At 70.8% G+C, this 1,530-nt stretch carries 1 protein-coding gene; it reads left to right on the top strand.

Going from position 1 to position 1,530, the window contains the following annotated elements; translation table 11 throughout:
• Positions 1-1,051, top strand: a 1,051-nt coding sequence (locus QH290_RS19715; protein ID WP_280384412.1) for a cytochrome P450, incomplete at its 5' end; no start/stop codon positions are given.
• Positions 1,052-1,530: the final 479 nt, after the last annotated feature.

Genomic DNA, 1,530 nt, shown 5'->3' with positions numbered 1-1,530 from the left:
CCTGGGCCCCCAAAGCCCCGGTCAGCCCCCGTTATTGCGCTATCCGCGGTGGTCCTATTTCCGGGGCGGGGCCCCCGGCCGGGGGGGGCGGCCGGGGGCCGGGGCCGCCGCGGGGGCCGCGGCCCGCGCGATCACGCTGCGGGTGATCCTGGCCGCGGTGTTCGGCGTGGACGACCCCGTGCGCCGCGCCGAATACACCGACGCCGTGGTGGCGTTCCTGAACGCGTACACCGGACCGCTGATGCTCGTTCCGGCCTTGCGGCACAGTGCCTTCGGGCTCGCGCCGTGGGACCGATTCCGCGCCGCGCGCGACCGGCTCGACGCGCTGATCGCGACCGACATCGCGCGCCGCGGCGATGACCGCGAGACGGGGCCCGACATTCTGGGCATGCTGCTGGCTGCCCGCCCCGCGCCCGCCGCCGAGGATCTGGTCGATCAGCTGCGCACGCTGCTGGTCGCCGGGCACGAGACCACCGCCACCAGCCTGGTGTGGGCGCTGTTCCGGCTGCACCGGAATCCGCGGGTGCTGCGGCGGCTGCGGGCCGAACTGGACGAGGCCGGTGACCGGTCGGCCCCCGACGAGGCGGCGCGACTGCCCTACCTGGACGCGGTGTGCCAGGAAACGCTGCGCCTGCATCCCCCGGTGCCGATCGTGGTGCGGCGGCTGACCGGCCCGTTCACGCTGTCGGGGGTTGAGCTGGCCGCCGGCGACACCGTGGGGATCGCCCTGCCGCTGTTGCATTCCGACCCCGCCGTCTGGCCGGATCCGGAGGCATTCCGTCCCGAGCGCTTCCTCGAGCGTCGCTTCGGGCCCTTCGAATTCGCCCCCTACGGCGGCGGCCACCGCCGGTGCGCGGGCGCGGCACTGGCGGATTACGAGCTGCGCGTGACACTGGCGACGATGCTCACCCGGGTGGAGCTGGCGCTGCCGCCGAGATACGCACGCGGCCGAATTCCGCTGGCAGTGCCGCACAACATCGCCACCGGACCGCGCGCCGGAATCACGTTCGACATCGTCTCGGCATGTCCACGATCCGCCAGTGCGAAGTGATATGCATCACAATGACGTTTGCTGGGGTATTGGTGCGATTTTCAACCCCGCCCGCTGCCGACACACCCGACTCGCCGATGCGAACGGCACAGACGCCACGCGGCGGCGGTGCGGCGGCGGGCGGGTGACACGTCGCACACCGGTTCGTTGATCTTCATAACTGGCAGAAGGCAATTGGCGCCCGACGGCGTGAGATGTAGTAATGGATGCCGGGTTGGGGCACCACATATCTTCCTGCTCGCGTGTCTGCGTGCGAAATGAGGATGGAGAGGACGAAACGGCTGTGCGCACCACCACCTGTCGGAGATCCGGACGGGACGCGGCGACCCGGACCATGAGGATCGGAGTCCTATCCCTGGCGGCGGCCGCCGCCGGCGCGATCGCCATCGCCCCCGCCACCGACGCACCCCTGAGGCCCCAGACACTTAAACACAACTGACCCAGCCGACCAAACCCCGCTAGTGTAGAAAACGGTGGTG

It is taken from the genome of Nocardia wallacei (genome assembly GCF_029869545.1).
In the GTDB taxonomy this organism is placed as follows: Bacteria; Actinomycetota; Actinomycetes; order Mycobacteriales; family Mycobacteriaceae; genus Nocardia; species Nocardia wallacei_A.
The sequence above is the reverse complement of the archived record's forward strand: the minus strand, read 5'-3'. Positions and strand labels throughout refer to the sequence as shown.